Here is a 24,024-nt window from a genome sequence, read left to right on the forward strand (position 1 = left end):
TTCCTCTTTCGTTTTGCTTTCTCTTATCGTACCATAAAACATGATCAACACCGCATTGTCCCGAAAAATTCAAAACAGGGGGAAAACCATGACAGCCAAAAGAATCGACCATACAGGCATTATGGTCAAAGATATTGAAACATCCATCGCCTTTTACCAAGACGTTCTCGGTATGCAGTTAAAGGATCGTATCACTCATACGAACGGCATTATTGAACTTGCCTTTCTCGGCTTTCAAGAAGGGCCGGAGACAGAAATTGAGCTGATCCAGGGCTACAGCAGCGAGCTTCCCGCAGAAGGAAAAGTGCACCATGTCGCTTTATTGACTGAAGATATCGCGGCGGAGTTCACGCATGCGAAGCGTCAGGGCGCCGTATTCATTGATGAAGAAATCACGACGCTTCCGAACGGATACCGCTACTTTTACATTGAAGGACCTGACGGCGAATGGATCGAATTTTTCCAGCGTTAAAAAAACGGGCGAAAGCGCCCGTTTTTTTTTATGTTTCTTCTGTGACGTTTTGTTCCGCCGCCCGTTCCTCTCTCCATTTTTGAAGATCCCAAATTCGGAAAAACGGATAATAAATGATAAATGTAATCAGGAGATTGATCAGCTGCATGACCGAACCGGAGATTTTCCCGCCCGTCGCCAAATAACCGGAAATCAGCGGCGGCATCGTCCACGGTACGGCGATTCCCGCCGGTTTTGCCACCATCCCCGTACTCATCCCGATGTACGTCGCCGTAATGGTCAAGAGCGGCGCGATGATAAAGGGCACGATTAACAGCGGATTCATGACGAGCGGCATCCCGAAAATAATCGGTTCGTTAATGTTAAAAATCGCGGGCCCGATGCCGAGACGGCCGAGCTGTTTCATCTGTTTGCTTCTGGAGCGCACAAGCATGGTCAGCACAAGGGCAAGCGTCGCTCCGCTTCCGCCGACATTAATCCATATTTGAAAGAACTGTGTCGTAAAAATGCTCGGCAGCGCTTCTCCCGCCTGAAAAGCCAAACGGTTGGCGTCCATCGCCCCGTACCAGATCGGCGACATGACGCCGCCGATAATGGACGCGCCGTGTATGCCGCACGACCAAAGCAGCATTTGCACGAATTCGGCGATAAGACTTCCGCCGAGACTCCCGCCCAAAATAGACAGCGGGGTGCCCAGCAGATCGCCTACGACATTGTGGAGACTTTTAAAAGGAGTTATTTCAATAAACAGACGGGCCAGCCATACAAGCGTAATAACAATGAAACCGGGGATGAGCGCAACGAACGATTTGCTGACCGCAGGCGGCACTCCGTCAGGCATCTTAATGACGATATTTCTTTGTATAATAAACCGGTACACTTCCGTAGACAGCATTGCAATGATCATCGCGACAAACAGACCTTTGCTTCCGAGCAGCGAAATCGGTATGCCGCCTCCCACCATAATCTCTGTTGACGAGCCGTCAGGGATAAACGGAATCTGATACGGCGTCGCCAATAAAAAGGCGGCAAGGGCAATGGCTCCCGACGACAGGGCATCCACCTCATAGCTTTCCGCAAGCCGGTAAGCAATCCCAAAGGCGGCGACAAGCGCCATAATGTCAAAGGACGCATTCACGGGATACCCGAGTTTTTCAACCCAATTTTCACCGAAAAGACCAGCCATAAAATCGGCATAACCGGGAATCGGAAGACTCGTCAGAATCAGAAAAACCGATCCGATGATGATAAGCGGCATAGTCAAAATAATGCCGTCCCGCAAAGCTCTTAAGTGCCTTTGGCCGGCGACTTTTCCGGCGACAGGCATGATTTTTTCTTCCATGACCCGATTGAACGTACTCATTTATCAAAAACCCCCTTTTTGAGTTCATTGCGCAGATGTCTTAAAGCATTTTCTCCATCATATTTTGGAAACGCTTACATTTGCATACAGAAATTTTCCTTATCCCTCAGGAAAAAAAGAATTCCGCACTGCCGATATATAAAGAAAAAGGGGGAATTGCAATGTATCACACCCTGAAACCGATAATGGCCGCGGCCTTGTGCATCAGCCTGTTCTCCGCCGCGGCGCCCGCGCACGCCGAGACGCATGACCGGGACGTTATCGTGGTGTACAAAAATCAAAACGGCAAGGAATCCGCCATAGACAGCGGAGCGGATGTGGAACAGACCTATCAGCATCTTCCGGCAGTCGCCGTGTCAGCCGATTCGCAAACGGTGAAAGACCTGAAACAGGACCCTGACATCTTATATGTAGAAGAGAATGTATCCTTTCAGGCAGCAGGCGGTTCTGATATCCGCCCGTTATCAGCGGCCCAAAGCAGCAGTTACGTGCTGCCGCAATGGGATATCGAACCGACTCAGGTTAAGCAGGCGTGGAAAGAAGGCTTGACGGGAAAAAAGGTGAAAGTGGCTGTCATTGACAGCGGCATTTACCCTCATGATGATCTCTCCATTGCCGGAGGCTATTCCGCAGTCAGCTATACTCCCTCATACAAAGATGACAACGGACACGGGACGCATGTCGCCGGAATCATTGCGGCCAAACATGACGGATACGGCATCGACGGCATCGCGCCGGATGTCCGGTTATATGCGGTTAAAGCATTAGACAGAAAAGGAGCGGGAGATCTCAAAAGCCTTCTTAAAGCGATCGACTGGTCGATCGCCAATAAAATGGACATCATCAATATGAGCCTCGGGACAAACGCAGACAGCAAAAGTCTTCACGACGCCGTTGACAAAGCTTACAAAAAAGGAATCGTGATCGTTGCTGCCGCAGGAAACGACGGCAATAAAAAACCCGTCAATTATCCGGGCGCCTACAGCAGCGTAACGGCAGTCTCAGCGTCAACTGAAAAAAACGGGCTCGCGGCTTTTTCCACGACCGGAAAACAAATTGAGTTTGCCGCACCCGGCACTAATATTACGAGCACGTATCTGAATCAAATGTACGCCACAGCTGACGGCACATCTCAAGCCGCGCCGCACGTCACCGGCATGTTCGCGCTGCTCAGGCAGAAATATCCGGAGGAAGCAAATACACAGCTCCGGCAGCAGATGCAGCAGAACGTCAAAGATCTGGGCGCTCCCGGACGTGACAGCCGATTCGGCTACGGACTGGCGCAATATCACACAAAACAAAAGGGCTTTGCCGAACGGGCCGTAATAAAAGCGGAAAAGACGAAAAAGCAGGCAGATATCAATGAAGCAAAAACGGCAGTCAGCAAACTGTCCAAGTTAAAGGGAAAAACCGCTCTCGAGGCGCGGATCAATAAAGTTCAGACGGCAAGAAATGTGACGGACGCAAGAGACAAAGTCCGGACTGCCGAAAAACAAAAGAAAAAAACCGCCGTCAATGCCGCACAAAGCGCCATTCGCAAATTACCGGCCGGTTCAGAGAAAAAAGGGCTGCAAAAGCGGCTGAACGCTGTCAACTCAAGCCTTTTGAGAACTGCTGAGGCCAGCGTCAAGCAGGCGGAAAAAAAGACTTCTGAGGCCAACACCGCAAAAGCCCAAAAAGCAGTCAGCGAAATCCAGCCGGGAAAAGAAAAAACCGCTCTGGAAAAACGGCTTGGCTGGATAAAAGATAAACTCAACCGGCAGCAGGCAAGGGACAAAGTAAAAACGGCGGAAAAAACCAAGACGAAAAAAGCAAAATCAGCGGCGCAAACGGCAGTCAGCCGATTGAAGCCGTCTGCCGAAAAGACCAGCCTGCAAAAACGCGTGCGTGCGATTCGGGTGAAATAATAAAAAAAACGCTTGTGAGCCGATCAACGGCTTCACAAGCGTTTTCATCACACCTGCCTATTGGTTCATGGCCGGGCGGTCAATCGTGTTCCATTTCGTAAAGGACATATATCGGAAATAATGATCACGATACGGGTGCGAGGTGCCTGTATTCCAAGGCTTGTCCCCGCCGCAGAAATGGACGATGGCCGGTTCGGCACGTGTTTCTCTGTAACGTATACGGTCGATCAGTTCAGGAGGCGTTTTCTCATTCATGATAATATGCGTCTGCGCGTTCCAGCGCGGATGCAGTTCATGCCATTGATCATATAAGATCGCGTTAAGCGCGTCCTGATCATGAAACACGAGAAAATCCTCCGAGCTGTTATCATTGATAAAATCAATCACTTTTTTAGAAATATTCTGTTTTCTCCAAGGTTCGAAATCTATAATCATAATACCGGAATTAAAATACTTGGCAGTGTCGCTGATATTCATTTTTTTCAGTCTTTCATGCTGTCCGGCATCTTCTACCGCCGCAACTATTGCCGGGGAAATATCCAAGTCCCATAAAACCGAAATATCTTCCATCACAATTGCATCGCAATCGATGTAAATCATCCGCTTTACGGACTCATCCTTAATTAAATCAGGGATAGAAATGCGGTAATAAGCCGCTTTTGTAATGTGGCTGCTTTCGACTGCATGCTTGTATTGATCAGCGTCTACTTCTAAAAATTCAAGCGGCGTTCCGAATGACATCGCAGTCTGTTCAAGCTTGTCCTTGTTTTCGGCAGTAATTCCGCCGTCGATCACATATAATTTGGCATTCCTTGTTTTATCCATATTCATCAATAAAGAAGCGAACATCCCACCCAAATGACGAGCATAATTATCATCGGCACATGATACGATATGCATTGTTTCATTCTTTCCCACTGATATTCATCTCCCTTTTTGTTGTACAAATGTCTTTCCCTTTTTTTAAAAAGTAAACCTCAATCTTACACATTTTTTCTGCGGGAATGTGCTGTTTGCGATTTGATATCTATTGCATTCTCTATTCAAATTCAATCAGGATTTCAGCCTGAATCATCGTCAGAATACATCGCGCGGGAAAGCGAAAACACCTAAACATAAAAACAACCAGCCGGACTGCGTATAATAGCGGTCCGGCTGGTTGTGACGGGTCAATCGTTTAATCGACTTCTTTCTTAATCCCAAGCATCTTTTCGTCTAAATAATGGGCGATGTCCGCCGCTTCCTTCAGCTCGTCGGTCAGATGCTTTGGGACTTCGTTATTTAATTTGTAATAAATTTTGTGTTCAAGGCTCGCCCAAAAATCCATGGCGATGGTGCGGATTTGAATTTCCGCCTTCACATATTCCACACGATTCGTCAAATAAACGGGAATTTCAATAATCAAATGCAGGCTGCGGTAGCCGTTCGGCTTCGGATGTTTGATATAATCCTTCACCTTTACGATCTTCAGGTCCTTATGCTGCTTCAGAACCTCAGCGACATTATAAATATCGGAAATAAAGGAACAGATAATCCTGACACCCGCGATATCATGAATATGCTCTTTCATTTCCTGCGTCGTCACATCGCAGCCTTTGCGCATCAGTTTATTAACGATGCTTTCAAAACTTTTCACGCGTGATTTTGTATGCTCGATCGGGTTATGCCCGTGAATCAGATTATATTCCTGGCTGATGATAGAAAACTTCGTATCCAGCTCATCTAAAGCGAATTTATAAACTAATAATTCATTTTTCCAATCTTCCATGACCGTTTTCAAATCATCCATATGGGCTGTTGACAAGTCCATTTTTTTCATCTCCTTGCTTTGCTGTCCATATATGAGACGGGTCAGTCCGCGGTCAGGTTCTTTACAATATCGTGAAGATTATGTCATAAAAAAAAGCAAATGCCGGTTATAGCATTTGCCCTTTCATTTGATCAGCGGAAATAACTGATCAGGAGTCCGATTGAAAGCAGGAATCCGAAGAATGTATTGGTTTGCGCCGTTGATTTCATCGCAATAATCATGTTCATCGGCATTTCGTTTTTCACAAAGCCTTTCACGGCCTGAACGGGTTTCGGCACGCTCAAAAAGACCAGGAACAGCCACGGGCTTGTGTAACCCATGATGACAAGACCGACGATCCAGATGTAAGCGATGGCAAAAGATGCCGCCAGTATCATAACGGCCCCTCTATGCCCCATCAAAATGGCCAGCGTTTTACGTCCGCCTTTTTTATCTTCCTCAATATCACGGATATTGTTGGACAGGTTAATCGCTCCGACCAGGATGGCGATCGGGATGGAAATCAAAATGCTCTGTTCATTAATTCTGCCTGTCTGAATGAAGAAAGAAATAAGGACAAATACAGAGCCCATGCAAATGCCGGAGAACAGTTCCCCGAACGGTGTATACGCAATCGGCAGCGGGCCGCCCGTATACAGATAGCCGATCAGCATGCCGGCAAGGCCGATAGCCGCAAGCCACCAGCTGCTGCTCATGCAGATATAAACACCGAGCACGAGAGCAATCGCATAAGAGCCGAGCGCCAGCTGCAGAATTGTTTTCGGCTTCATGCCGTGGCGGACGATCGCTCCGCCGATACCGACGGAATCCTCCGTATCTAAACCGCGTTTAAAATCGTAATATTCATTGAATAAGTTCGTGGCGATCTGGATCCAAAGGCAGGAAAACAGCATGGCCAAAAACAGCAGGAAATCAACCTTTACGTAAAACATCGCCAATACGGTGCCGAGAAGTACGGGCACAAACGATGCCGTCAATGTATGAGGGCGGGTTAGCTGCCACAAAATGCGGCCCATGCTTTCTTTCTCGGGCGTCTTTTGGCTGCCCCCCATATTGTTTTGATTCATTTTCCTCTTCCTTTCTATTAAAAGGCTTTCACAGTCAGCCGATAACAGTAGTGTTGAATTGGGGTTTTCACGTTTTCTGCTACCTTATCTATCATAATAATTTCTTCCTCATTTCACAAGATGCGGCGCTTTATCAGCTATCCTGCCGGAAACGGCTTTTCGCCCTTCTCCATTGGGGTTCGGCACAAGCCTGCTTAAGAAAAAGCCGCCAAAATTTTTTTACCTCGTTTATATTTACGATAAGTTAAAAATCCCGCCTGAACAGCGCCTTTTTAGTATGATCATTTGCCAATTTATACATGCGTGTTTTCCATCCTTTTGTTTCTCATTCATTTTTAAGGAAATTTTAAGCTTAGGATATTAGACATATTTTGAAACTTTTTGTTAATCTAATCGTCATATACTGGTGTAATTATTGAATACGCGGGGAAGGAATTTTGAATATGATGCAAAAATTAAAACGTGCTTATGAAAATACATTGATCAAATGGACGTTTCATACGGGCTTTTATTTTCTGATATTAGTATTGCTCTTTTGGATGTATGGATTTCATACAGCGAATACCGGCACTTATATTTACAACGATTTCTAATCGGGGAGGATAACTATGAAACTACTTGATGCTATAAAAACATACGCAGACGCCAAGCCGCAGGCCGAAGCGTTTCGTTCCTTAGATCATTCCCTCACTTACGGGGAATTATGGGATTTGTCGGAGCGGGTTGCGTCCGGCATTCAAAAACATACGGCTGACGGTTCGAAAGCGCCTGTCCTGGTTTACGGACATATGGAGCCGAATATGATCGTTTCTTTCTTGGGAAGCGTCAAAGCGGGCCGCCCTTACATCCCTGTCGATGTTTCCATTCCGGCGGAGCGGATCGTCAAAATCATTGAAAGCTCAGGCGCAGAGCTGCTTATCAGCGTATCGGGCGATGCAGTCGATACGGGAAGCAATCTGATTAAAACCGTTACGCCCGAAGAGCTTGCAGCTGACGGAGATGCAGACCTCAGCCGTGAGAACTGGGTAAAAGAGCTGGATACGTTTTACATTATTTACACGTCCGGCAGCACGGGAAATCCGAAGGGCGTGCAGATATCGGCTGATAACCTGCAAAGCTTCACTGACTGGATCTGCAGGGATTTTCCTGTGGGCGGGGGTAAGACATTCTTAAACCAAGCTCCGTTTTCTTTTGATTTATCTGTTATGGACATTTTCCCGTCGCTTCAAACGGGAGGTACGCTGCACTGCGTAACGAAAGACAAAATCAATAAACCGAAAGTACTATTTGAAGAGCTGGAGAAATCCAAACTGAACGTCTGGACATCGACGCCGTCTTTCGTCCAAATGTGTCTGATGGATCCCGGCTTTACGCAGGAGCTCCTGCCTGAGGCAGAAGTATTTATGTTTTGCGGAGAAGCGCTTCCGGCTGCCGTGGCACAGGAACTGTTAAACCGTTTTCCGAAGGCCCGCGTATTCAATACATACGGCCCGACTGAAACAACGGTTGCCGTCACCTCCGTTGAAATTACGCAGCAGATTATCGATGAAAATGAATCTCTGCCCGTCGGTTTTGCAAAACCCGATATGAATATCTTCATCATGGATGAAAACGGGAATAAGCTTCCGGACGGAGAAAAAGGGGAAATCATCATCGCCGGCCCGAGCGTGAGCAAAGGCTATCTCGGTGAACCGTCTCTGACGGAAAAAGCGTTTTTCTCAATTGACGGCCAGTGGGCATATCACACGGGTGATGCCGGTTATGTTCAGGATGGTCAGATTTTCTGCCAAGGACGCCTTGATTTCCAGATTAAGCTTCACGGCTACCGCATGGAGCTGGAGGAAATCGAAGTACATGTAAGGCAGTCTCAATATGTGCAGACGGCGGTTGTCATCCCGTATCAGCCTAACGGACCAGTCGAATATTTAATTGCCGCCATCGTGCCTGAAAAACATGATTTTGAAAAAGAATTCCAGCTGACAAGCGCCATTAAAAAAGAACTGGCCGCTTCGCTTCCGGCCTACATGATTCCGAGAAAATTCATTTATCAGGATCACATTCAAATGACTGCGAACGGAAAAATCGACCGTAAACGCATTGGCGAAGAGGTTCTTGTATGACGCCTTACAGCTCGTTTTTCTTCTTTATCTTACTTGGAATCCTTCTTTTGCCGACGATTATTTTAGGGCTGAACGGCAAGAGATTCCAAGGATACAACATGTTTATATCCATCATCGTATTGGCTTTGATTTTCGCGCATGATCTGCACGGCGTGATCGCACTATGTATCTTTACGCTGTGGCAGGTGCTTTTAATCAGGGGTTATCTCGCTTACAGACTGAAAGCCAACAGCGGCTTTGTCTTCAGTATGGCCGTGATCGCGTCCATTTTACCCCTGTTTTTATCTAAATTATGGCCGTTTTTCTTCCCGCCGGCGCCTCATCATCCGGTTCATAACCTGATCAGTTTCTTAGGAATTTCTTATTTGACATTTAAAGGCGTCCAGCTGATCATGGAAACGAGAGACGGACTGATTAAAGAAAAAATGCCGCTTCACCGCCTTTTGTACTTTATTATGTTTTTCCCGACCATTTCTTCCGGTCCGATCGACAGATACCGCAGATTTGCCAAGGACGAACAGAAAGTATGGACAAAGGGAGAATACGCTGATTTACTGTATACCGGCATTCATAAAATTTTTATCGGTTTCTTGTACAAATTCATTATCGGATATGCGATTAACACGTATTTCATTATGAATCTGTCTCATATCACCCACAGTAAACTGTGGGGTAATGTGCTGTACATGTACGGATACAGCTTGTACCTGTTTTTTGATTTTGCGGGTTACACGATGTTTGCCGTCGGTGTAAGCTATATCATGGGTATCAAATCTCCGGAAAACTTTAATAAGCCGTTTATCAGCAAAAACATTAAAGACTTCTGGAACCGCTGGCACATGTCCTTATCCTTCTGGTTCAGAGACTACGTATTTATGCGCTTTGTATTCTGGATGACAAAGAAAAAATGGATAAAGAACCGGATGGCCGTCTCGAACATCGGGTATTTCCTGCTGTTCATGCTGATGGGCGTCTGGCACGGACTCGCCCTGCAATATATTATATACGGCCTTTACCACGCCGTATTAATGACCGGGTATAACTTTTTTGAGAAATGGAATAAGAAATACAAGTGGCTGCCCGCCAATCGTTTTACGGCCTTTTTAGCCATCGTCATCACATTCCATTTCGTATGTTTCGGATTTTATATTTTCTCAGGAAAACCATTTCATCACTAAAGGAGATTGAAAACACATGGAATTTAAACAGGAAGTATTAGACGTATTAGCTGAAGTTTGTCAGGAGGACGCTGTGAAAGAAAATCCTGATATTGAAATCTTTGAAGAAGGACTGCTTGATTCTTTCGGAACTGTAGAACTGCTTGTCGCCATCGAAAACCGCTTCGGCATTACAGTGCCGATCACTGAATTTGACCGTGACGAGTGGAATACGCCAAACAACATTGTAAACAAACTGACTGAGTTGAAGTAAATGAAAAAGCGTTTCTTTGGACCAATTATTTTAGCGTTTGTCCTGTTTGTCGGAGCTATCGCAGTTCCGGCTTCATGGCTTACGCGCTTCATTCCTGAAAAACGTGTCGAAGAGTCGGCAGCGGCCTTAAATCCGAATATGTTCCAGGGCCTCTATCTGCAAAACAAAATGTTCGAAGACTCGAAGTATATGCCGATTTTCGGTTCTTCCGAGCTTTCAAGACTGGATGAGTTTCACCCGTCCAACTATTTCCAAGTGAACAACCAAGGCTTTACGCCTTATCTTGTCGGAAAAGGCGGGGACCAATCCTTGATACACGCCATGAACTTTGCGGCGCATTATCAGCAGCTGAAGGGCAAAAAGCTGGTATTCATTGTTTCTCCGCAATGGTTTATCAAAAAAGGTTCTGATGAACAGCACTTTGCGCCGAATTTTTCATCACTTCAGGCATTGGATTTAGCATTTAATAACCAGATTGATCCCGCGGTCAAAAAGAACATGATGAAGCGCATGCTCCGTTTTAAAGTTGTTCAGCATGATGCCGTCCTTTCTGAATTATACAAGGGAATGGTCAACGGACAATCATGGAAAGTGAAAGCGGTCATGCCGGCTGCCAAAGCTTATTATTCTCTGCTTGAGAAAAAAGATCTTTATTATTCAATGGGAGTAACCAAGGGCCCTGAACGGACGATCTCTGAAAACCTGAAAGGGAAATCGTGGTCAGAGTTAAAAACAGCCGCCGCTCAATTAGGAGAACGGAGCTCCACGTCCAATCCTTTCTATATAGATGACGCTTCTTATAAAAAGATTAAGAAGAAAGTAAAGAGAGTGAAAGGAATCAACAAAGGAAGAACGTACGCCAAATCAGTCGAATATCACGACTTTGAGGATATGCTGAACATTCTGAAAGATGCCGGCGCTGAACCGATGTTCGTAGTTATTCCGGTCAACGGAAAATGGTATGACTACACCGGCTTCCCGAAAAAAGGCCGGACTGATTACTACAAAAAAGTCACTAAGCAAATTAAAGCGAAGGGCTTTCAGGTTGCCGACTTATCCGGGCACGAATATGATCCGTACTTTATGAAAGACACCATCCATATCGCCTGGAAGGGCTGGGTGTACGTCGATAAAGCAATGGAGCAGTTTTACAAAACCGGCAAGGTGACGGTTCACTGAGCACGGTGATGACAGAATACGTAAAAACGAACACGCAGGGGGCATTCTCTCCCCTGCTTTTTATGTGATTTGATTTTTTCACAAATTTGAGGAAAACTATTGCGAATATTTGTTGAAGGTATACAATAGAATATAAATTATTTTCAAATAAGTTTGACAATAACACCAATAGGGAGACAGAACATTATGAAACAAGACATTCGTGTTGAATTGACTTCAGCCAAAAAACCGAAACCGGACCCCCATAACCTTGCGTTCGGCAGAATTTTCACCGACCATATGTTTGTTATGGATTACGACGCCGATCAAGGCTGGTATGATCCGAGAATTATCCCTTATCAGTCCATCTCAATGGATCCTGCGGCCATGGTTTATCATTACGGCCAAACCGTTTTTGAAGGGCTTAAAGCGTATGTAACGAAGGATCAGGAAGTGCTTCTGTTCAGACCGGAGAAAAATATGGAGCGCCTGAACCAGTCAAATGACCGCCTTTGCATCCCGCTCATTGATGAAGAGCTTGTTCTTGAAGGCCTGAAACAGCTCGTAGCCATCGACCAAGACTGGATTCCGAAAGCGGAAGGCACTTCCCTTTATATCCGTCCGTTTATTATTGCGACCGAGCCTTTCCTCGGTGTAGCGGCATCCCATACGTACAAGCTGTTTATCATTCTTTCCCCGGTCGGCTCTTATTACAAAGAAGGCATTAAACCGGTAAAAATCGCCGTGGAAAACGAATTCGTGCGCGCCGTCAAAGGCGGCACCGGAAACGCGAAAACCGCCGGCAACTACGCATCAAGCCTGAAAGCGCAGCAGGTTGCGGAAGAGAAGGGATTTTCCCAGGTTTTATGGCTTGACGGCATTGAGAAAAAATACATCGAAGAAGTCGGCAGCATGAACATCTTCTTCAAAATCAGCGGCGAAATCGTGACGCCGGAGCTGAACGGAAGCATTCTTGAAGGAATTACGAGGAATTCCGTCATCACCCTTCTCAAACATTGGGGACTGACTGTGTCCGAGCGGAAGATTTCGATCGATGAAATCATCCAGGCGCATCGCGACGGCCGATTGGAAGAAACATTCGGAACCGGTACGGCGGCGGTCATTTCTCCGGTCGGCGAACTGATCTGGAATGATGAAAGTCTTGTCATCGGCAGCGGTGAAACCGGAGAGATCTCGAAGAAATTGTATGATACCATTACAGGCATTCAAAAAGGCGCGGAAGCCGACGTGTTCGGCTGGACGACGAAAGTCGCCTCACTAAGCGAATCAAAATAAGCAAAAAACCCGGAAGCAAATCCGGGGTTTTTTTTATTGCTCTTATGCTTCAATCGACTTAAAGAAATGGGGCAGATGTTCTTTGTGAGCCTCAAGCATTTCATCCAGAATGGCCTTTGCCACGGAGTCTGACGGGACAAGAGGGTTGATCGTCATCGCAAGAAGCGCCGTTTGATAATCTCCCGTGACGGCTGCTTCAGCGGCGACGCGCTCAAATGATTTGATTTGCTGGACGAGTCCGCGGACAGACACCGGCAGATCACCGACGGCGATCGGTTTCGGACCGTCTTTCGTCATGACGCAGTTCACTTCGACCGCTGAGTCATTCGGAATGCTGGCGATCGCGCCGTTGTTGATCGTATTGACGGGCTGGATATCATGTTTGTCGTTATAGATGGAGCTGATCAGGTTGCAGGCCGCGTCACTGTAGTACGCTCCGCCCCGTTTTTCCAGCTGCGGCGGTTTGATGGCGAGATTCGGATCTTTGTACAGTTCGAACAGTTCTTTCTCAACCTTCTGCACGACCTCGGCGCGTGTGCCCTCCGTCTGTGATGCTTCTATTTCATGCTCGAGCATTTCTTTCGTTTTGAAATAATAGCGGTGGTAGCCGCAAGGAATCAGATCGAGCGCCTTCAGGAATTCAGGCTCCCATTCCGTTCCGGAAATATTTTTCATCGTCATGGCGTTTTCCGGGTCTCCCATGGCTTCAATGACTTGATCCTTCACGCTGACGCCGTCTAAGAAAACATCTAACCCGAAGACCATGTGATTCAGTCCGGCAAATTGCACTTCGATCCGGCTGACATCCACATCCAATGCTTTTGCGACGCCCATTTTAATGCCGATCGGCACATTGCAGAGGCCGACGACTTTTGTGAGATTCGAGTAGCGGAGCAAGGCCTCGGTAACCATGCCGGCAGGGTTTGTGAAATTCACAAGCCACGCATTCGGACAAAGCTCTTCGATGTCTTTCGCGATTTCCAGAATAACCGGGATGGTGCGCAGCCCTTTGAATAAACCGCCCGGACCGTTTGTCTCCTGGCCGATTACGCCGTATTTTAACGGAATCCGTTCGTCTTTGGCGCGGGCCTCAAGGAGACCGACGCGGAATTGAGTCGTTACGAAATCCGCATCCTTCAAGGCTTCTCTCCGGTCAAGCGTCAGGTGAATCTCTATCGGAACACCCGCTTTTTCGACCATGCGTTTTGCAAGCGTGCCGACGATATTGAGTTTTTTCTCGCCTTCGGGAATGTCGACGAGCCATAATTCTCTGACAGGCAGTTCCTCATAGCGCTTAATGATGCCTTCCACAAGCTCCGGTGTATAGCTTGAACCTCCGCCGATCGTTACAATTTTAATTCCTTTTGTCATATTTTTGCTCCCCCTTGCAGACTCACTTTTTCGTAAATCTCGACTAACTCAGCGGCCAAGTCTTTCACGGTCATGGCATTCATTAAATGATCCTGCGCATGCACCATTAAAAGCGTCATGTCTGTTTTTTCTCCGCCGGCTTCATTTTGGATCAATTCTGTCTGGTAATGATGGGCTTCGGTCAGTTCCCTTGCGGCTTCCTGAAGCTTTTCCTCGGCCATGGCTCTGTCCCCCCGCTTTGCGGCGGCAATGGCTTCCATTGATGCGCTTCTGCCGTTGCCGCCATGCAGGATGATCTGAAAAATGGTCTGTTCCATTTTTTCATTCATGTGTTTCACTCCCTTTCTCTACAGCACGGCTTTTTCGTCTCCCTGTACGGCTGGCGCCTGCGATTGTTCAAGTTCGTTTTCTTCTTTCAGCTTTTGCGAATCCCACATTCTGAAGAACGGATAGTACACGATAAAGGCTGTGATGATATTAATCGCCTGCATGACAGCCCCTGATATTTTTCCGCCCGTGGCAAGATAGCCGGAGAAAATCGGCGGCATCGTCCATGGGACGGCAATGCCGGCAGGTTTGGCGACGAGGCCTGTGCTCATGCCGATATAGGTAAAGACCAGTGTGACAAGCGGTGTGATGATGAACGGAATGAGAAGCATCGGGTTCATGACGATCGGCATTCCGAAAATAATCGGCTCATTAATATTAAAGACAGCCGGCCCGATGGCGAGTTTCCCAAGCTGCTTCATCTGCTTGCTTCGCGAACGGAGAAACATGGTGACCACGAGCGCCAGTGTCGCGCCGCTTCCGCCGATGTTGATCCAGATTTCAAAGAACTGCTGGGTGAAAATATTCGGCAGCGCATCGCCTGCCTGAAACGCAACCCGGTTGGCATCCATCGCTCCGAACCAGATCGGCGCCATGACGCCGCCGACAATGTTCGCCCCATGTAATCCGCACGCCCACAAGAGCATTTGAACCGCTTCGGCTACCAGGCTTCCGCCGAGACTTCCCCCAAGAATCGAGAGCGGCGTCCCCAGTACAACGCTTACAATGTTATGAAGGCTTTCAAACGGCGTCGCTTCGACAATTAAACGCGCACCCCAGATCAGAAAGATGACGGCAAAGCCGGGAATTAAAGCGACAAATGATTTGCTGACCGCCGGAGGCACGCCGTCCGGCATTTTGAAGACGAAATTCCGCTGGATGATCAGGCGGTAAATTTCCGTCGACAGCATGGCGATGATCATCGCGACAAACAGCCCTTTGCTTCCCATGAGAGACAGCGGGATGCCGCCGCCCACCATGATTTCCTCTTTTGCGCCGGAAGGCAGAAACGGAACTTTGTACGGCGTTGCCAAGAGAAACGCCGCCAAAGATATCGCACCGGCCGATAATGCGTCCACCCCGTATTTTTCAGCCAGGCGGTAGGCGATTCCGAAAGCGGCGACAAGGCCCATGATTTCAAAGGTCGCATCAACCGGATATTGCAGTTTTTGAGACCAGGCGCTTCCGAACGTCTTCGCCATGAAATCCGCATATCCCGGAATCGGCAGGTTGCCGATGATCAGAAAAAATGAACCGATGATGATAAGCGGCATGGTGAGGATGATTCCGTCACGCAGTGCTTGCAGATGCCGCTGGGAGGCAATTTTTCCGGCAATGGGCATGACTTTCTCTTCTAAAAACTGGTTCACCTTATTCACACGGCCCGCCCCTTTCTACGATGCGTTTCCGAGCTGTTCCGCTGATTTCAGAACCTCCGCTCCGTTGCAAGTGCCGTAATGGACGGTATTGATGACTTCAACCGGCACTCCTTTTGATTCACCCAATTTTTTCAGCTGCGGAAGCAAATAACGGACTTGAGGCCCAAGCAGCAATACGTCCGCTTTATCAATATGCTGGTTGACTGAATCGCCTGACACCGCCCAGATTTTATATTCTTTTCCTTGTTCCTGCGCGCTTTTTTCCATCTTGGTGACGAGTAAGCTTGTTGACATCCCTGCTGCACAAACGAGTAATATATTCATGTAAAAGACCTCCTGAAAGTTTGATATTTTGTATGTCTCGATGTTAGTAACATCATATTATGAAATCGCTTTCATAACTACTCAGGCTTTTTCCGCTGCTAACGGAAAAAAGGTGTATCCCGGTCTTTCTCTGATCGTTTGTCTCTGAATACTCGTAAAACCTCCTGATAGGTTGTGCATTTTAAGAGACGGCTTACCGCGGCCGGATCATCCAACATGCCGCCGAGCCATTTGTACATATGCTGGAGGTCGGCTTTGCTTTCTTTCTCGACGCAGAGCAGGCAGACAAATTGGACACGCTTATCCGCCCAGTCAATCGGCTTCTTCAGCGTGCATACCGCCCAAAACGTCGTGTCTGTCTGCGGAACGAGCGGGTGCGGAATCGCCGTAAGATTGCCGAAACTCGTAGGAGAAATCGCTTCCCTTTCAAAAATAGAATCGGTCAGAGAATCAGAAGCGAGGCCGGCTTCTGCAACCTGCTGTCCGAGAAAACGGATGACGTCCTCCTTCGTCTCCAGATCCTGCTGCAAAAATACCAGCTCCGGTTTCAGAAAGTTCAATTGTTCCCGATTTTCTTCCAGCATGGCGTCGATTTTTGTAAAATCCCCGCCGCCCAGCAGCGTATGAACCTTCAATACGGGAACGGGCAGGTCTTTTTTGATCGGCACTGTGCTGACCACAAAATCAATCGACTCAAAGGAAAGCTGGTCAAGGCTGCAGTAATCAGCCGTTCCGACGATTTCAAGACGTTTTGCGAACCGGGAACGGAGCTTTTCTCTTAAAAGCTGCGCGCTGCCGGCGCCGGACGCACAGACAATCAGACAGCGTTTAGGCGGCCGTTCCGTCTTTCTCCTTTCAATGGCGGCTCCGAAATGAAGCGCCAAATACCCGATCTCATTTTCATGAATATCAATGCCGGTTTGCTCCTTGATCACGATTCCCGCAATCACTCCCGCTTCAAATGCGAGCGGATAATTCTCCTTTATGGCGGAGAGCATCGGGTTTCTCAGGTTCATTCCGTACCGGTTTCGGTTAATCGCCGGCTTGATATGGAGCGCAAGACCCGCTTTCAGCTCATTGTCGTCCGTGATTCCGAGCTTCAGCTCCCGCTCAATGGCTTCAATCATGGCCTCCGTCAAACGGCTGGTTTCCCCGTCTATCAGCCTTGTAAGCTCTTTTCCTTCCATTTGTGACTGGGTCATGCGCTTTGTCCCGAGCAGGTGAATGGCGATATAGGCGGTTTCCTGTTCGGGAAAGGTGACCGAAAGCGCAGATTCAAGCTCTTTTACGATGGCTTCCGCTGACTGATATTCTGTTTCGAGCTTAATATCATGAAGATCTTCCGGAATGAGAGATACATAGTTTTCTGTCCGGATTCGTTTGCAGGCAATGGCGATATGGATGATGAGATTGTTCAGGCCGAAGAAAGAAAGCGGGATCTTATGGTTTCGAACCTGCTTCATAATGGCTGTGCGGATCACATGAATGTCGTCTTTCGGCAGAATACCGGCCTTTTCACTCAGGAGATCAGGCTCGGGCTCGCGGTCGTCCACTAAGTATTCCGCCATACAATAACGGAGGCGGAGCTCTTCGCCGCGCAGCTTAAAGCCGTAGTTCGGCCTTGTTTCCAAAATGATGTCATAGGGGCGGAGCCGTTTTTTGACTTCTTTTAAATCAGATTGAAGTGTGGATTTACTGATGAACAGTTCTTCCGCCAAGTCATCCAGCTTGAGGTAGCCGTCGGCCAGAAGCATTCTTTTCATCAGGTAATCTATCCGTTCATCGGGAAAAATCGGCACGGTGCTGTTCTGCTGGAAATTGTCCTGAAGCCAGTTTTTAAACGGCTGCTCATTCCGGATCAGCAGCTTATAGCCGCTCCCTCTGACAGATTGAATGGATGCGCCGTGTTTTTCTACAATGGTTTGCAGTTCCTTTATGTCATTGCGGACCGTCCGCGTCGTTACCTTTACATTTGCAGCGATGACTGAGCTTGTAACCGGTGTTTCAGCAGCTAAAAGCAAGCGCAGAAGTTCACGAAGCCGCCCATGAAGCATGAGAAAAACCTCCTATCAGATCAGATGCAGATGTGAAAAATGGGCAAAAAGAATGAGGAAGGGGTAAATGTATGTAAATTCTATACTGGGGAGGATTTCAAGTCAATGCGGCAATCCGATGCCAAGACCGTAAAAAAACAGCCGGATCAGCCGGCTGTTCGGGATGCGGACATGCGGTTCCGCTTAGATGCCTTCCGTTCTTTTATGATTTTTCTGATAATCGGATAGATGACGGGCGCCCATTTGATAATCGTTTTGAAAAATTTTTTCAATGTCTGAATCCCCTTTCTTTTACCTTGTCTTTCCCCTGTTATCAGCGTTTATAAACATGGTCAGCGTGAGACATACCGGTTCCCCGTCACCCAATAGCGCCACGGATAATCCCGGGCTTCTCCGCTGTTGTCAATCCCGATTCTCGGGCCTGTTGATATATGTTCAGGCGTAAAGCCCTCCGTAATATACAGCGGCGGTTCCGTGATCATGCCGCCGTAGTCGTTCATTGAAATGCCCATCGCCTTCGTCAGTTTTCCCGGGCCGTTTGTCCACTCTCTCGGGGGTCTGCCCGGTCTCCTGCTCTCCATCAGGAACTGTCCTTCATGAGGCTCCGCCGCCCTGATTAACACGGCCTGCGGAATGCCGATGTCCGCGGCGACGACGTTCATTAATGTATGAGTGTGCATGACGTATGTATAAATGCGGCCCGCCTCATGGAACATAATTTCCGTCCGTTTCGTGCGCCGGTTGCCGAAACTGTGCGCCGCCCGGTCACCCGCTCCCATATAAGCTTCCGTTTCCACGATATAACCTGAAGCCGTTCCCTCATCCGTCTCCTTCACAAGGAGACAGCCGAGCAATAAAGGGGCAAGCTCCACTGACGGTCTCTGGTAAAATTCAATCGGCAAAGGCTTTCCTTCTCCCGCCATTTGCCTCCCTCCTTTCTGAATATAGCGATTTCCTCTTTCACGTTTTTCACTTCTTTTTTACAATATAAACATGAAAGAAAAAAGGGCATCATTGTTGAACACTCTATTGCGTTTTGAAAATCGGCCCGGTATAATATGATGGTTCAAATGAAAATGATTCTCATATTCAATAAATGCCGGACAATGATCATAAAAGTAGGTGAATTGATTTTTGAGCGATTCTGTCACGTCCGCAAGCCGTCTGATCAGCATCTTAAAAAACGGGGTTTTCTTCCTGATCGCGGTGGTCGGGCTGCTTGTTTCTATTTTTTTCGCCGTCTCATTCGGCGCGAAAGACATTACTTTACATACGGTTTGGTCGGCTGTTGCTGATTACAATCCGAACATAACGGGCCAGCAGATCATTCATGAATTGCGTCTTCCGAGAGTGCTCGGCGCGGCCGTTACAGGAGCCGCTTTTGCCGCAGCCGGCGCCCTCATGCAGGGTGTCACGAGAAATCCGCTTGCCGATTCGGGTGTCTTAGGCGTAAACGCGGGCGCCATGTTTGTTGTTGCGCTCAGCTTTGCTTTTTTCCCTCATTTGTCATACGCCCTGCTGATGGTGATGTCATTTTTGGGAGCACTGGCAAGCACCGGCTTGATTTTCTTTATCAGTGCGGCGGGAAAAGGCAGCATGACACCTTTAAAGGTGACGCTTGCCGGGGCGGTCGTGGCCGCGCTTTTACATTCACTCAGTACCGGTGTAGCGATTTATTACGATTTAAGCCAGGATTTGGCCTTCTGGTACGCCGGCGGGGTGTCGGGGATCAAGTGGGCTCATTTACAAGTCCTTGTTCCCGTGATTGCGGTCTTCATCATTCTCGCGACATTCATGGGCAGGTCCGTCACCCTTCTCTCAATGGGAAATGACGTGGCGGCGAATTTAGGGGTGAACACGGCTCTGACGCGTGCCGCGGGATTAATGATCGCCGTCGTTCTTGCCGGTGTGTCTGTTTCCGCTGCCGGCGCGATCGGCTTTGTCGGGCTGGTCATTCCTCATATCGCCCGCAAGATCGTCGGCGTTACGTACAGGCTGATTATTCCGATGTCCGCGTTGCTCGGCGCGATTCTTTTGATTTTGGCCGACTTGGCCTCACGCACGGTCAGTCCCCCGAGAGAATTGGCGATAGGCATCATGGTGGCACTTGTCGGTGTCCCTTTCTTTCTTTATATTGCCCGCAAGGAAGGGAGAGACTTATAAATGAAAGTGCAGAAAGAAACAAAAAAAGCGGCGGCGGCAGGTCTCGTTCTGCTGGTCATCGCCGTTTGCATTATTCTGATCGGGCTGCACACGGGCTCATTCCGGCTTTCTCCCCTCACCGTGGGAAAAACGCTGTTCGGTTACGGCACGTTTCAAAGCACAACCGTTTTATTCGATTACCGGCTCCCCCGGATACTGGTGACGATGCTGGCCGGTATCGGCTTAGGCGTGTCAGGCGCTATTTTGCAGGGTGTATCCCGAAATCCGCTTGCCGATCCGGGCATTCTCGGACTGCATGCCGGCGCTTCCTTCGGTTTGATGATGTATATCACATTCTTTCATTCCCTGGAGGCGCAGGCGTCGATGTTCATCCCGCTGTTTACGTTTGCGGGCGGAACACTCGCCGCCCTGCTGATCGTAGTGCTTACGTACGACAGGCTGAACGGTTTTTTAACGATCCGCATGCTGTTGGTCGGGATCGCCGTTTCCGCGGGCTTCAGCGCCGTTACATTGTTTATGTCGCTGCGCCTGAATGAAGAAACTTATACCTTCGCTTCCCGCTGGCTGGTGGGAAACGTCTGGGGCAGGGATTGGATTCACGTGTGGTCGCTTTTGCCCTGGATCGGCATTCTCGCACCGCTTGCATGGCTTAACGCCCGGTCTTTGAATATTTTAATGCTCGGTGACCAGGCAGCCGCGGGGCTCGGCGCACACGTGCAGAGAAAAAGGATCATGCTGATCGCCATAGCGGTCGGCTTGTCCTGCGCGAGCGTCGCGATGGCCGGCGGAATCGGCTTTATCGGCTTTGCCGCCCCTCACTTGGCAAGACGGCTCGTCGGCACCATGCATCAGCATATTATTCCGATTGCTGGATTAATCGGCCTTGTCATTCTTGTCGCGGCAGACACCATCGGCCGGTCTTTGTTTCAGCCGAACGCCATTCCGGCCGGCGTGGTTGCGGCAGCCATCGGCGCGCCGTATTTTCTCTATCTCGTCATGAAAATCAAATCATAAAACAAGGAGTATTCCCATGAAAAAAATAATTGCGCTCATCAGTTTCATGTGTATTTTCTTACTGGCTGCCTGCCAATCCGATTCATCACAGCCGGAGTCAAAAAAGAAATCCGGCGATCATAAAATCGCTTCGATGTCCATTCACCTGACAAATGATCTGCTGGCTCTCGGCGTTACACCTGCCGGTTCCGTCGTGGGCGGAGAATTAAAAGATTTTCTCCCTCATGTGAAAAATCAGCTGAAAGACACGAAAAAACTCGGACCTGCCTCAGACCCGGATATGGAAGCTTTACTTGAGCTGAATCCAGACAACATTTATCTTGATAAAGAATTTGCGGGAAAAGATGTGTCTAAATACAAGAAAATCGGAAACACACACGTTTTCGACCTTGATAAAGGCACATGGCGTGATCATTTAAAAGACATCGGAAAAATCGTCAACCGTGAAAAAGAAGCGAAAACATTTATTCAAGATTACGAAGATGAAACAAAACAAGTCAGATCCATGATGAATAAGGAATTAGGGAAAAACGCCAAAGTCATGGCGATCCGCGTGAACGCAAAAGAGCTTCGCGTCTTCAGCACACGCCGCCCGATGGGACCGATTCTGTTTGACGATCTGAAGCTGAAACCGGCTGACGGCATTAAAGAAATGAATACCTCCCGCCCTTATGAAGTCATTTCTCAAGAAGTGCTGCCTGATTACAACGCAGATGCGATTTTCGTGGTCGTTAACAGAGACGACAAGTCACAGCAAGCCTATAAAGAATTGCAAAAAAGCGCTGTCTGGAAAGGGCTTAAGGCCGTGAAAGCAAACCATGTCTATAAAATTGCCGATCAGCCTTGGCTTGATTATTCGGCACTGGGAAATAAATTAGCAATGGATGAAGCGAAAAAACTGTTCCAAAAATAAACATGAGCCGGTTTTGCAAAAAGTGCAAGACCGGCTTTTTTTATATTGCCGTTTACTTATATAAATGTCTGCTTATATAATAGTGTAAAAAAGGAGTGAGCGCATGGAACGGCGGCATAATGCTTTAAGTTCCGAAGGGATCAGCCAGTGCCTCAAACTTCTAAGCGACCCGACGAGGCTTTTGATGCTGAAGCTTCTGGAGGATAAGGAATATTGTGTCTGCGAGCTGACGGCTATTTTTCATATAAGTCAGCCCGGCATCAGCCAGCACTTGCGGAAATTAAAGAACGCCGGCCTTGTGCGCGAAAGACGCGAGGGCCAGTGGCGGTACTATGCCATTCATCCGTCCGGACCGGAATACGCGCTGGTTTGCTCGATTCTGCAGCAGATAGATGAAAAGGACGAAGTTTTACAGACATTGCGGCAAAAAGAAGTCACTGTTACATGCCGGTAAGGGGGATATATTCTTGGGAGTTGCGGTTTTATCAGCGCTGATTTTTGTGCTGACACTTGTGTTTGTCATATGGCAGCCGAAACATATATCAATCGGCTGGTCTGCCTGCGGCGGAGCGGTCCTCGCTTTGATCGCCGGAGCAGTCAGCCTGCACGATATCGCGGAAGTGACGGGGATCGTCTGGAATGCGACACTCGCCTTTATCGCCATTATTATCATTTCATTAATTCTTGACAGTATCGGTTTTTTTGAGTGGGCCGCGCTGCATATGGCCATGGCGGCCAAAGGCAGCGGGCTGCGGATGTTTCTCTATGTGTCGGTCTTAGGGGCTGTTGTCTCCGCCCTGTTTGCCAATGACGGAGCGGCGCTCATTTTGACGCCGATCGTACTGGCGATGGTGCGGGCTTTGAATTTACCTGAAAAGCTGGTTTTTCCATTTATTATCGCCGGGGGATTCATCGCCGACACCACCTCGCTTCCGCTCGTTGTAAGCAATTTGGTCAATATTGTATCCGCTGATTACTTTCATATCGGGTACATTGAATATGCAACACGCATGCTGGTGCCCAACCTTTTTTCTCTGGCGGCAAGCATTTTGGTGCTGTATCTCTATTTCAGAAAAAACATTCCGAAACGGTATGACACCGGTCTTGTGAAACATCCGGCATCCGCGATTAAGGATGAACGCCTTTTCCGGTTATCGTGGGCTGTGCTGGCCGTTTTATTGATCGGATATTTCGTCAGCGAACTGCTGTCGATACCCGTTTCCTTCGTTGCCGGCTCCATCGCGGTCATTTTTCTCATTCTGGCGCAGCGAAGCCCCGCCGTCCCTGCGAAACAAGTCATCAAGGACGCCCCGTGGGCCATCGTGTTTTTTTCTGTCGGCATGTATGTTGTCGTGTACGGCTTGCGGAATGCCGGACTGACGGATCTTCTTTCTCAGCTTATTCAGAAAGCGGCAGATCACGGATTGTTTGCGGGCACACTCGGAATGGGTTTTATCGCTGCGATCCTCTCCTCCGTTATGAATAACCTGCCGACGGTGATGATTGACGCCATAGCCATCAACGGAACGGACACTCACGGGCTGCTGAGAGAAGCATTGATTTACGCGAATGTTATCGGTTCTGACCTCGGGCCGAAAATCACGCCGATCGGGTCGCTGGCGACATTGTTATGGCTCCACGTGCTGAGCCGGAAAAACGTGAAAATTTCCTGGGGAATGTATTTCAAAACAGGTCTGATATTAACCATTCCGACGTTATTCATCACCCTGATCGGACTTTATTTATGGCTGTTATGGCTCGCTTGAGATGAAAAACCTTTTAAGTTGAATCTTAAAAGGTTTTTTTGTGTCAAAAATCCGAAAAGTAAAACTTTTATATTTTAAAAGTATAGACA

Annotated in this window: 24 protein-coding genes; 13 read left to right on the top strand and 11 right to left on the bottom strand. The window is 48.1% G+C overall.

The window, feature by feature from the left end; all coding sequences use genetic code 11:
* Positions 1-88 precede the first annotated feature (88 nt).
* Positions 89-472 carry a VOC family protein gene (locus HAP68_RS18050; protein WP_003150894.1) on the top strand — a complete coding sequence of 128 codons (384 nt, stop codon included), beginning with the start codon at positions 89-91 and terminating at the stop codon, positions 470-472.
* A gap of 28 nt (positions 473-500) precedes the next feature.
* On the opposite strand, the gene celB (HAP68_RS18055) is transcribed toward HAP68_RS18050, so the two are convergent.
* On the bottom strand, positions 501-1,835 hold the full coding sequence (gene celB / locus HAP68_RS18055; protein ID WP_024085953.1) for a PTS cellobiose transporter subunit IIC: 1,335 nt from the start codon (positions 1,833-1,835) through the stop codon (positions 501-503).
* A gap of 161 nt (positions 1,836-1,996) precedes the next feature.
* On the opposite strand from celB (HAP68_RS18055), the gene HAP68_RS18060 reads away from it, so the two are divergent.
* Positions 1,997-3,742, top strand: coding sequence for a S8 family peptidase (locus tag HAP68_RS18060; protein WP_024085954.1), 1,746 nt, complete (start codon positions 1,997-1,999; stop codon positions 3,740-3,742).
* A gap of 57 nt (positions 3,743-3,799) precedes the next feature.
* Here the strand turns inward: HAP68_RS18060 and HAP68_RS18065 are convergent, their stop codons facing one another.
* The 3 genes from HAP68_RS18065 to HAP68_RS18075 form a co-directional block, all read right to left on the bottom strand.
* Positions 3,800-4,660, bottom strand: a complete 861-nt coding sequence (locus tag HAP68_RS18065) for a glycosyltransferase family 8 protein (protein WP_003150888.1) — start codon at positions 4,658-4,660, stop codon at positions 3,800-3,802.
* A 259-nt stretch (positions 4,661-4,919) separates the two neighbouring features.
* Positions 4,920-5,552, bottom strand: a complete 633-nt coding sequence (ywaC, locus tag HAP68_RS18070; protein WP_007407732.1) for a GTP pyrophosphokinase YwaC — start codon at positions 5,550-5,552, stop codon at positions 4,920-4,922.
* A gap of 131 nt (positions 5,553-5,683) precedes the next feature.
* Positions 5,684-6,619 (bottom strand): 1,4-dihydroxy-2-naphthoate polyprenyltransferase, encoded by a 936-nt coding sequence (locus tag HAP68_RS18075; protein WP_003150884.1) that lies wholly within the window; start codon positions 6,617-6,619, stop codon positions 5,684-5,686.
* A 443-nt stretch (positions 6,620-7,062) separates the two neighbouring features.
* Between HAP68_RS18075 and HAP68_RS18080 the strand changes: the two genes are divergently transcribed.
* From HAP68_RS18080 to HAP68_RS18105, 6 genes are all read left to right on the top strand, one after another.
* Positions 7,063-7,212 (top strand): teichoic acid D-Ala incorporation-associated protein DltX, encoded by a 150-nt coding sequence (locus tag HAP68_RS18080; RefSeq protein WP_003150882.1) that lies wholly within the window; start codon positions 7,063-7,065, stop codon positions 7,210-7,212.
* Positions 7,213-7,227: 15 nt separating this feature from the next.
* Positions 7,228-8,739 (top strand): D-alanine--poly(phosphoribitol) ligase subunit DltA, encoded by a 1,512-nt coding sequence (dltA, locus tag HAP68_RS18085; protein WP_003150879.1) that lies wholly within the window; start codon positions 7,228-7,230, stop codon positions 8,737-8,739.
* The gene (gene dltB, locus HAP68_RS18090) at positions 8,736-9,917 is read left to right on the top strand and encodes a D-alanyl-lipoteichoic acid biosynthesis protein DltB (protein WP_003150877.1); all 1,182 of its coding nucleotides are present in this window, start codon (positions 8,736-8,738) and stop codon (positions 9,915-9,917) included. The genes dltA and dltB overlap by 4 nt, the downstream gene beginning before the upstream one ends.
* A 16-nt stretch (positions 9,918-9,933) precedes the next feature.
* The gene (dltC, locus tag HAP68_RS18095; protein ID WP_003150875.1) at positions 9,934-10,170 is read left to right on the top strand and encodes a D-alanine--poly(phosphoribitol) ligase subunit 2; all 237 of its coding nucleotides are present in this window, start codon (positions 9,934-9,936) and stop codon (positions 10,168-10,170) included.
* Positions 10,171-11,349, top strand: coding sequence for a D-alanyl-lipoteichoic acid biosynthesis protein DltD (dltD, locus tag HAP68_RS18100; protein ID WP_024085955.1), 1,179 nt, complete (start codon positions 10,171-10,173; stop codon positions 11,347-11,349).
* Positions 11,350-11,532: 183 nt separating this feature from the next.
* Positions 11,533-12,624 (top strand): branched-chain amino acid aminotransferase, encoded by a 1,092-nt coding sequence (locus tag HAP68_RS18105; protein WP_032857213.1) that lies wholly within the window; start codon positions 11,533-11,535, stop codon positions 12,622-12,624.
* A 42-nt stretch (positions 12,625-12,666) separates the two neighbouring features.
* On the opposite strand, the gene licH is transcribed toward HAP68_RS18105, so the two are convergent.
* The 7 genes from licH to HAP68_RS18135 all read right to left on the bottom strand — a co-directional run bounded on the left by licH (position 12,667) and on the right by HAP68_RS18135 (position 19,002).
* Complete coding sequence (licH, locus tag HAP68_RS18110; protein ID WP_024085956.1) at positions 12,667-13,995, bottom strand: 6-phospho-beta-glucosidase LicH; 1,329 nt, start codon at positions 13,993-13,995, stop codon at positions 12,667-12,669.
* Positions 13,992-14,324, bottom strand: coding sequence for a PTS lichenan transporter subunit IIA (gene licA / locus HAP68_RS18115; RefSeq protein WP_003150867.1), 333 nt, complete (start codon positions 14,322-14,324; stop codon positions 13,992-13,994). The genes licH and licA overlap by 4 nt, the downstream gene beginning before the upstream one ends.
* A gap of 18 nt (positions 14,325-14,342) precedes the next feature.
* Positions 14,343-15,701, bottom strand: a complete 1,359-nt coding sequence (gene celB / locus HAP68_RS18120; protein WP_003150865.1) for a PTS cellobiose transporter subunit IIC — start codon at positions 15,699-15,701, stop codon at positions 14,343-14,345.
* Positions 15,702-15,716: 15 nt separating this feature from the next.
* On the bottom strand, positions 15,717-16,025 hold the full coding sequence (gene licB, locus HAP68_RS18125; protein ID WP_003150863.1) for a PTS lichenan transporter subunit IIB: 309 nt from the start codon (positions 16,023-16,025) through the stop codon (positions 15,717-15,719).
* A 98-nt stretch (positions 16,026-16,123) separates the two neighbouring features.
* Positions 16,124-18,079, bottom strand: coding sequence for a transcriptional regulator LicR (gene licR / locus HAP68_RS18130; RefSeq protein ID WP_003150860.1), 1,956 nt, complete (start codon positions 18,077-18,079; stop codon positions 16,124-16,126).
* Positions 18,080-18,225: 146 nt separating this feature from the next.
* Positions 18,226-18,360, bottom strand: coding sequence for a hypothetical protein (locus HAP68_RS19670; protein ID WP_369719122.1), 135 nt, complete (start codon positions 18,358-18,360; stop codon positions 18,226-18,228).
* A gap of 51 nt (positions 18,361-18,411) precedes the next feature.
* Positions 18,412-19,002 (bottom strand): DNA-3-methyladenine glycosylase, encoded by a 591-nt coding sequence (locus HAP68_RS18135; protein WP_024085957.1) that lies wholly within the window; start codon positions 19,000-19,002, stop codon positions 18,412-18,414.
* 241 nt (positions 19,003-19,243) lie between these two features.
* Between HAP68_RS18135 and HAP68_RS18140 the strand changes: the two genes are divergently transcribed.
* The 5 genes from HAP68_RS18140 to HAP68_RS18160 all read left to right on the top strand — a co-directional run bounded on the left by HAP68_RS18140 (position 19,244) and on the right by HAP68_RS18160 (position 23,935).
* Positions 19,244-20,242 carry a FecCD family ABC transporter permease gene (locus tag HAP68_RS18140; protein WP_046341504.1) on the top strand — a complete coding sequence of 333 codons (999 nt, stop codon included), beginning with the start codon at positions 19,244-19,246 and terminating at the stop codon, positions 20,240-20,242.
* Positions 20,243-21,256, top strand: a complete 1,014-nt coding sequence (locus HAP68_RS18145; protein ID WP_003150856.1) for a FecCD family ABC transporter permease — start codon at positions 20,243-20,245, stop codon at positions 21,254-21,256.
* Positions 21,257-21,272: 16 nt separating this feature from the next.
* Complete coding sequence (locus HAP68_RS18150) at positions 21,273-22,169, top strand: ABC transporter substrate-binding protein (RefSeq protein WP_014306080.1); 897 nt, start codon at positions 21,273-21,275, stop codon at positions 22,167-22,169.
* Positions 22,170-22,272: 103 nt separating this feature from the next.
* A complete protein-coding gene (locus tag HAP68_RS18155; RefSeq protein WP_014306081.1) occupies positions 22,273-22,623 on the top strand; it encodes an ArsR/SmtB family transcription factor in 351 nt (116 codons plus the stop codon).
* A gap of 13 nt (positions 22,624-22,636) precedes the next feature.
* Positions 22,637-23,935: an arsenical efflux pump membrane protein ArsB gene (locus tag HAP68_RS18160; protein ID WP_024085958.1), complete on the top strand. Its 1,299-nt coding sequence runs from the start codon at positions 22,637-22,639 to the stop codon at positions 23,933-23,935.
* Positions 23,936-24,024: the final 89 nt, after the last annotated feature.

Origin of the sequence: Bacillus sp. Bvel1, assembly GCF_014872755.1 — a bacterium.
Lineage (GTDB): Bacteria > Bacillota > Bacilli > Bacillales > Bacillaceae > Bacillus > Bacillus velezensis.